Annotated in this window: 8 protein-coding genes, 1 tRNA gene and 1 rRNA gene; 2 read left to right on the forward strand and 8 right to left on the reverse strand. The window is 41.4% G+C overall.

Going from position 1 to position 7,359, the window contains the following annotated elements:
- Positions 1-167: 167 nt before the first annotated feature.
- From HMPREF2983_RS11865 to HMPREF2983_RS11875, 3 genes are read right to left on the reverse strand one after another with little or no spacing between them, the layout of a single operon-like run.
- Entirely contained in the window at positions 168-833 is a 666-nt protein-coding gene (locus tag HMPREF2983_RS11865; RefSeq protein ID WP_070668690.1) for an RluA family pseudouridine synthase, read from the reverse strand.
- Positions 834-883: 50 nt separating this feature from the next.
- Positions 884-1,636 carry a 3-oxoacyl-[acyl-carrier-protein] reductase gene (gene fabG / locus HMPREF2983_RS11870; protein WP_004375707.1) on the reverse strand — a complete coding sequence of 251 codons (753 nt, stop codon included), beginning with the start codon at positions 1,634-1,636 and terminating at the stop codon, positions 884-886.
- 39 nt (positions 1,637-1,675) lie between these two features.
- Positions 1,676-2,269, reverse strand: a complete 594-nt coding sequence (locus tag HMPREF2983_RS11875; RefSeq protein ID WP_004375706.1) for a TetR/AcrR family transcriptional regulator — start codon at positions 2,267-2,269, stop codon at positions 1,676-1,678.
- 223 nt (positions 2,270-2,492) lie between these two features.
- Here HMPREF2983_RS11875 and HMPREF2983_RS11880 point away from each other — a divergent pair.
- Positions 2,493-2,565 (forward strand) — tRNA-Met (locus HMPREF2983_RS11880).
- A gap of 111 nt (positions 2,566-2,676) precedes the next feature.
- On the opposite strand, the gene HMPREF2983_RS11885 is transcribed toward HMPREF2983_RS11880, so the two are convergent.
- The 4 genes from HMPREF2983_RS11885 to HMPREF2983_RS11900 all read right to left on the reverse strand — a co-directional run bounded on the left by HMPREF2983_RS11885 (position 2,677) and on the right by HMPREF2983_RS11900 (position 5,522).
- Complete coding sequence (locus HMPREF2983_RS11885; protein ID WP_083316824.1) at positions 2,677-3,354, reverse strand: GDSL-type esterase/lipase family protein; 678 nt, start codon at positions 3,352-3,354, stop codon at positions 2,677-2,679.
- Between the two features lie 15 nt (positions 3,355-3,369).
- On the reverse strand, positions 3,370-4,374 hold the full coding sequence (locus tag HMPREF2983_RS11890; RefSeq protein ID WP_070668696.1) for a M48 family metallopeptidase: 1,005 nt from the start codon (positions 4,372-4,374) through the stop codon (positions 3,370-3,372).
- A 5-nt stretch (positions 4,375-4,379) separates the two neighbouring features.
- Positions 4,380-4,940 (reverse strand): LemA family protein, encoded by a 561-nt coding sequence (locus HMPREF2983_RS11895; RefSeq protein ID WP_004375703.1) that lies wholly within the window; start codon positions 4,938-4,940, stop codon positions 4,380-4,382.
- A 147-nt stretch (positions 4,941-5,087) separates the two neighbouring features.
- Entirely contained in the window at positions 5,088-5,522 is a 435-nt protein-coding gene (locus tag HMPREF2983_RS11900) for a transglycosylase SLT domain-containing protein (RefSeq protein WP_004375702.1), read from the reverse strand.
- Between the two features lie 584 nt (positions 5,523-6,106).
- Here HMPREF2983_RS11900 and HMPREF2983_RS11905 point away from each other — a divergent pair.
- Positions 6,107-6,736, forward strand: coding sequence for a Type 1 glutamine amidotransferase-like domain-containing protein (locus tag HMPREF2983_RS11905; RefSeq protein WP_168166213.1), 630 nt, complete (start codon positions 6,107-6,109; stop codon positions 6,734-6,736).
- Positions 6,737-7,034: 298 nt separating this feature from the next.
- On the opposite strand, the gene rrf is transcribed toward HMPREF2983_RS11905, so the two are convergent.
- A 5S ribosomal RNA gene (rrf, locus tag HMPREF2983_RS11910) occupies positions 7,035-7,147 on the reverse strand.
- Positions 7,148-7,359: the final 212 nt, after the last annotated feature.

Consider the following 7,359-nt stretch of genomic DNA (forward strand, 5'->3'; position numbering starts at 1 on the left):
CACTATGTAATCTGCGTCACATTGCGTTGTGATTCAAGTCAGATTAGTGTGTAATTCAAGTCATCTTGCAGCACAACTCAAGTCAAATTACAACGCATGATGACTGACATTACAAGCCGTGCACCAAGGAATGCAGAAACAAGCCCAATATATTCATCTTCTGCGCTCTATCCCCATACCTGCCACAACTTGTCTTCGGGCAAGGGTGAATCAAGCGAAATGAGTTGCTTAGACACAGGATGCACAAACTCAACATGATGAGCCAGCAAGCAAATACTGCCGTCGGGATTGCTGCGCTGAGCACCATATTTCAGGTCACCCTTTATCGGACAGCCCATATGGGCAAGCTGACAGCGTATCTGGTGGTGGCGTCCGGTCATGAGATTTACTTCCAACAGACAGTAATGATCAGATTGACCGATGAGCCGGTACTTCAATATGGCTTTCTTGGAATGGGGCACTTCGTGGTCGTAAGCATAGCTCTTGTTCTGCTTTTCATTTCTTACAAGCCAGTCGGTCAATGTACCTTCGGGCTGTGGCGGGAGGTTTTTTGTGATTGCCCAATAGGTCTTATGCACTTCGCCATCACGAAACATCTTGTTCAATCTTGTCAGTGCTTTCGAGGTTTTGGCAAACACAACAAGTCCTGCCACGGGTCGGTCAAGCCGATGAACCACACCGAGAAACACATTTCCCGGCTTCTGATACTTCTCCTTGAGATAGCATTTGACATCTTCAGACAGTGGCACATCGCCGGTTTTGTCGCCCTGTACAATCTCACCACTATGCTTATAGACAATGATTAAATGATTATCTTCGTAAACGATTTCCATAAGAACGAAAAAAAAGCCCCTCCTTTCGGAGGGGTTATAAAAACCTGTAATTACATGTTCATACCACCATCAACCTGGACAACCTGACCAGAAACATAGCTTGAAAGGTCGGAAGCTAAGTAAAGAGCTGTATTGGCAATATCATCAACCGTACCGCCACGACGAAGTGGTATCTTGCTGATCCACTCCTTGCGGATATTCTCCGGCAAGGCCTGGGTCATGGCTGTATCAATGAAACCAGGGGCAATGGCGTTGGCACGAATACCCTTTGGACCCATTTCCTGACCGATGCTCTTGGCAAGAGCAATCATACCAGCCTTAGAAGCAGCATAGTTGGCCTGACCAGCATTGCCATGAACACCAACGACAGAAGCCATATTGATGATAGAACCACCGCGCTGACGCATCATCACGGGCACACAGGCATGGATGAAGTTGAATGCACTCTTCAAGTTAACGGCAATGACTGCATCCCACTGCTGCTCGGTCATGCGAAGTATCAGACCATCCTTTGTGATACCGGCATTGTTGACAAGGATATCCACTGAACCAAACTCTTCCTTTACTTGCTTTACAACTTCTTCTGATTGTGCAAAGTCAGCAGCATTGCTGGCATATCCCTTAGCCTTCACTCCAAGAGCAGCAATCTCTCGTTCGGTAGCTAAGCCACCATGCTCCTCATCAATGAAAAGGTCTGTAAAAGCGATGTTTGCCCCTTCAGCAGCAAACTTCAATGCGATAGCCTTACCGATACCGCGTGCAGCACCTGTGACAAGGGCTGTCTTACCTGTTAATAATCCCATTTTCTTACTATTTAGAATGTATATATGATTAAATGTTTTCTATTTACCAATTGACTTTCCCAAAGCCCCATAAACAACCTTTGCAACAAGCGGCTTGCTGGTTTCTTCGGTCAATCCGTGCCCGAGTCGGCCATAAATGAACGGCACCTCAAGGCCTTTAATGCAATAGTGGGTGATGTCGGCCACAAGATCTACGTCGTCAATATCAAACTCTCCATCGGCTTTCCCCTCGGCATACACCTTGCGGAACAGTTCGATTTCGTCTTCATCAAAGTTCTTTCTCACCTTCTCTACCATCCATATATTGCGAAAGAACTCGGCTCTTAGATTGCCATTTCTAACCACTGTCTCGCGTATCATGCTGAGATGAGTATAAATAAGCTCGATGATTTTGTCTTGGGGACGCATCTTCATGCAAGCCACCTCATCCAACCGATCCGACAAACGCTCTAACTCTGACTCGATAACTGCAGAATAGACGTCTTCTTTCCTGTTGAAATAGGTGTATAATGTGCGACGTCCTTTGCCCGAAGCAATTGCAATATCGTTCATCGTTGTGTTTGCAATACCATTCTTGGCAAATAGCTGTCGCGCAACATCTACTAATTTTTGTCTGGTCTTGGATATTGACATGCTAAATCTTTTCAGGTTTTTATATTGCACATTAAGATAACATGCGCAAAAGTAAAATATTAATTTCAGATATCCAAACACGTAACATAAAAAAACAATTAAAAAGAAAAATAATCGTGGAAAGATTTGGCAGTTACAAGATTTAGTATTACCTTTGCACTCGCAATCAAGGAAAGGATAACAAAAAATCATCCCTACACCTTGATATTTTAATGGTTAATATCGCGGAGTGGAGCAGTTGGTAGCTCGCCAGGCTCATAACCTGGAGGTCGCATGTTCGAGTCTTGCCTCCGCAACTAAGTAACGTCTGAAGTAGTTTATAAAGCTTTTCAGACGTTTTTTATTTTCAACAGACAAGGGATAACAAAGATAACAGCATTTAATATCAAAGTTATATAAAGAGAGCTTTAGTTCTTATTCAATACCTTTTTAATTCTAAAAGCCCACAACTTGTAGCCCAAGGAGGTAAGGTGAAGACCGTCAGACGTGAGCGGACGACGCATTTCATTGGTGCCATGATAAATGAAATCCTTGAACAGATTGATATACGCGATATGGTTACGCTCGCAATAATGTCGCAGCTTAACATTCAGAACAGGCACAACATCGGTTTTTCCTTCTAACGTTTTCCAACGGCCGAACGATTCGTTGATAGGCAAGACGCTTTGCACATAGAGTTTAGTGTCGGCAGCTTGTGCCCAAATTCTATCAATCAGTCGCTGATATTTCTCAAATATCTGCTCTGTGGTCTGGTCTTGGCTGATGTCATTTATACCTATCATCAACAAGATAGCTTTCGGCTTCTTGGAAAGAATGGCGTCTAAACGGTTCAATACACCATCAACATTATCACCGGCAATACCACGATTGCGCACATGCTTGAGGCCAAGTCGCTTGCTCCAGTCACCTCCAAACTCTGTCAAGCTATTGCCTAACATAACAATGTCAGTAGCGTCAATGCTACGCATTTTTGCAAACTCAGCCATGCGCTCACGATAATGTTCGGTATTCCAGACAGCAGCCTGCTGCCCAAAACTCGACAGAGAGCAACTCAGCATAATAGCAAGAGTCATCAATTTAATCATCGAAAATCTCATATATCAGAATTGTTCAAGAATGGCAATGCGCTTTTCGGTATCCGGATGTGTACTGAAAAGTGAATCCATAAAACTCATCAGTCCCTGCTTCATCTCATCAGGCTGAATGATAAACAGCTGTGCAACATCGGCACGTTTCACGTTATCAAGACCTGGATTATGCGAAATCTTGCGTAAAGCAGATGCCAAAGCAAGTGGATTTCCGCAAAGTTCTGCACCGCCTGCATCTGCCATGTATTCACGTTTACGCGAAATAGCAAAGCGTGTAAGCAATGTAAAAATATAGGCAACAGCACAGCAAACAACACCTATCAGGAGAATAACCAACAGAGACAGCCCGCCACCTTCTTTGCTGTTACTGCGTCTGCGACCACCTCCATACCACAATGTTTCATACATCATGCGCACAACGATAGACATAATCGTGGAAATTATGCCCACGAAGATAATGCTTGTGATAAGAAGTTTGGTGTCGTGATTACGGATATGCGTCAGCTCATGCCCCAGAACGCCCGCAAGTTCATCATCGTCAAGGAGCTCCATTAAACCGGTTGTAACCGTAACCGTATAGCTCTTGGCATTGATACCACTTGCAAAAGCATTGAGCTGAGGATCATCAACGACATTGATTTTCGGCATATCCATGTTGCAGGTCATGCAGAGATTTTCTACAATATTATATAGGCGAGGATTTTCCTTGCGTGTCACCGGCCGTGCTCCCGTGGCCTGCTGCACCATAGCCACATTACCAAAATAGGCTATAACAAACCATATGAGAACACCGGCAACAACCCATGGAATGGCCGTAACGAAATAGTAGTTGACCGTAGAGATATCAAGTTGATAAACCATCTCACCATACTCATTGGGATAGCCGTTACCAAAATAATTCAAAGCTGCAAGGAAAACCCATACCATCCCCAGGATTATGGTTGGAAACATCAGCAGCAACAGGATACTAAGCGTGTTGTTGCGCCGGATTTGGGTTTGCATTCCTACATACCTCATCTGTCTCAGAACTTCACTTCGGGTGCTTTATCAAACTCTGTACGCTGCTCGGTTGGAATTTCAAACATGGCCTCTTTCTTGAAGCCGAACATGCCGGCAAAGAGATTGGAAGGGAATGTTTGAACGGCATTATTCAACTCGCGCGTCGTAGAATTAAAGAAACGACGTACGGCAGCCAGTTTGTTTTCGATGTCAGAAAGTTCATTCTGCAACTGAAGGAAATTCTGATTAGCTTTCAACTCGGGATAAGCCTCCAAAGAAACCTTAAGTCCCGACAAAGCACTTGTCAAGGCATTCTCGGCACTAATCTTATCGTCAATGCTTGATGCACTCATCGCAGCTGAACGAGCCTCCGTCACACGCATGAACACTTCCTTCTCATGATCGGCATACCCCTTAACAGTTGCAACCAATTGAGGAACCAGATCATGACGCTGTTTCAATTGAACATCGATATTTGCAAACGCATTTTCACGATTGTTTCTTAACTTCACAAGATTGTTATAGATAGATACGCCCCAAATAACAAGTAGCACAACGACTACCAAGATAATAATTCCAGTCATACTCAAAAAATGATTTAATTCTGTTTTGACTACAAAAATAAGTGAAAAGATGCGGATAAAAAACTATATTAAGATTAATTAGCAAGAAAGCAATAAAAGGAAAAGCCTGATTGCCATATTTGCAATCAGGCTCTATAGAAATAAAACTTATTTCAAGATACTCATAACCTTTTCAAAATATCGCTGCGTCTTCCGCATACTGAAATGAATACCGCCATTCCAAGAACGAATTGCCGTTTCGATATCATTAAGAGGGTTGTGATGTGATTGGATAAGCAAAAACATTTCCTTCGACCTGGCTACGCTGAAACGATCAGATAACTTAAATCTCTTCTTGCTTTTTCTTTTCTTAAGTATCTGATTACATTCTGCCACCAAAACCGGAGTAATCTGCATTGCACCTACAGAAGAGCCACTCTTAGCCCGACTATTTCCTTTACTTTCAACTTGTATGATTGCCTCCATCACTGGATTCCAATCAATTTCATTCGCATTTTCCTTTTGTTCCGCTCCGCAGCAGTACATGGGAATAAACATCAATACACTAAATATTAACAATACAATCTTACTTTCTCTCTTCATACTTATTATTTTATGGAACCTGAGTAAAAGAAAAAGAGAAATACTCGCGATTATGGTCTGTATGAGAAAGAATGCGACCAATAATCTCAGCTCCGTTAGATACTAAGTATAGCACAATAAAAGATGTACTATCCTATTAATTTATCGCTGCAAAGTTACAACATTTTAGGAAAATGAACAAACAAAAGCAGGCTTAAAACGTTAAAATAGCTAAAACAAAAAAGTTAATTCATTGATAATCATGATTTTACTTTCTAATTATTTTTCCCTATATGAGGTTAACAGCATCTACTAACTAACAAAAAGTTTCTCGCTGCCTATAGATGAGAAGTTAACAAAATAATGTATGTTATCTTCTTTGCTAACCTAATACAAATCCCAACTATTATCATGCTATCATTTTAAAAATAATATAACAACAAATAGGAAAATTATTCATATCTTTGTAATGTCTAATTTGAAAGAGAATGAAACTTTGGTTAAGAACAATTCTATGGATAGTGCTTTCGTTTATCTTTGTTCAAACAGTTTACTCCAAGCGGAACGAAAAGGCACAACCATATTCATCAAAACAAAACAGAACAATGAAGAAAATCTTTTTATGCTCATCTTTTGCTGATGTAGCTTCAATTTTATCAGAAACAGTTTCCTCTTCATTAAGAGGAAAGACCGTTGCATTTATCCCTACGGCAAGTATCCATGAAGAATATACTCAATATGTAGAAGACGGAAAAGATGCACTCCGCACACTCGGTCTCACCATAAAGGAAGTAGAAATTACCCAATTCGATAAAAATCAAATTACAAAAATATTGAATGATTGTGACTGTATATACGTCTCAGGAGGAAACACATTCTTCCTTATGCAAGAATTAAGAAAAACAGGAACAGATAAGTTGATTAAAGAACAAGTGGAAATGGGCAAACTTTACATTGGAGAATCCGCTGGTACAATAATTCTCGCACCTAACATAGAATATGCAAAGAAAATGGATGATTATCTTACACTAACACCCAACTTCAATGATTTCACAGGACTTGGCATCATAGATTTCTATCCAGTTGTGCATTTCAACAGTTTTCCTTTTGAGGAAGCAACACGAAACATCATCAACGAATATGGCCACTTACCATTAAAACCGATTACAAATCAACAGGCCATTGTCATCACGGGAGATGCTGTTTTAATATTGGGCAAGACAAGTAAAACTTAATAACTTATAATGTACAAACCCGCACAAAGGTTACCCTATTCTAATAACATACATGGTATTTCATACAGAGGGGTAACCTAATAATTGATTTCACCATGTAATCAAACTCAAATCACACTCCAATCTGCGTCAGAACAGCATGCAACATGACGCAGATTGCAAGGCTTTCCGACATGGATTGTTCTTCCCTCTCACAATGAAGAACATTGAGAAGGCTTGAGGGTACAAAGTCACAGGAAAAGGGCAGGCACAAAAAAAGGAGCCCCGAGGACATTGTGTCCTCGGGGCTCCGGCTGAAAGGAGGCGGCTACCTACTCTCCCGCATTGCATTGCAGTACCATCGGCGCAAGTGGGCTTAACTTCTCTGTTCGGAATGGGAAGAGGTGGGACCCCACCGCAATAACCACCTGATGTCTCATTTTCAGTTCACAAGTCTGTTTCAGTTGACGTGTTGACAGGTTGACAAGTTATCTGTCTTGCTTATTATCCATTGCTTCTATATTTTATCAAGCAACTTGTTTACTCATCTGCCGTCTACTTGTTAACTATTAACTATCAACTCGTTTACTTGTCCACTGTCTACTTGTTCACTGACTAACAATATCTCCACAAGCAAAGCTGTA

The sequence above is a fragment of the Prevotella sp. HMSC077E09 genome (assembly GCF_001814685.1).
In the GTDB taxonomy this organism is placed as follows: Bacteria; Bacteroidota; Bacteroidia; order Bacteroidales; family Bacteroidaceae; genus Prevotella; species Prevotella oris.